This is a genomic window from Citrobacter sp. VF227 (assembly GCF_052950715.1).
Genome location: NZ_JBRFVF010000176.1, coordinates 1 through 585, shown reverse-complemented (window position 1 = coordinate 585; position 585 = coordinate 1). Strand labels below are relative to the sequence as shown.

1 protein-coding gene is annotated in these 585 nt (G+C 73.0%); it reads left to right on the top strand.

The annotated features are described in order from the left end of the window. Positions 1-585: strawberry notch C-terminal domain-containing protein (locus ACU8YC_RS25750; protein WP_446896073.1), on the top strand; the 585-nt coding region annotated here is incomplete at both ends.

The window sequence follows — 585 nt, the reverse complement described above, 5'->3', positions numbered from 1 at the left end:
GGCCGAGGTGACCGGCCGCTCGCGCCGGATCGTGCGCCAGACGGGCAAGGACGGCATCGACCGCCTCGTGCTCCAGAACCGCCCGGCCGGCGCCAATCTCAGCGAGACGCAGGCGTTCCAGGACGACGGGAAGCGGATCCTGGTGTTCTCCGACGCCGGCGGGACCGGCCGCAGCTACCACGCCGACCGGAGCGCGCAGAACCGGCGCCTGCGCGTCCACTACCTGCTGGAGGCCGGCTGGAAGGCGGACGCCGCGGTGCAGGGGCTCGGCCGCACGAACCGCACGAACCAGGCGCAGCCGCCGGTGTTGCGGCCGGTCACGACCGACGTGAAGGGCGAGAAGCGCTTCCTCTCCACCATCGCGCGACGCCTCGACACCCTCGGGGCGATCACCCGGGGCCAACGCCAGACCGTCGGCCAGGGCCTGTTCCGGCCCGAGGACAATCTGGAGGGGCCCTACGCCGCCACGGCCCTGCCCCAGCTCTACTGCGCGATCGTGCGCGGCGAGATCGGGGGCTGCCCGCGCCAGACCTTCGAGGCGGTGACCGTGCTGTCCCTTGTCGACAATGCCGGTCGCACGCTCGA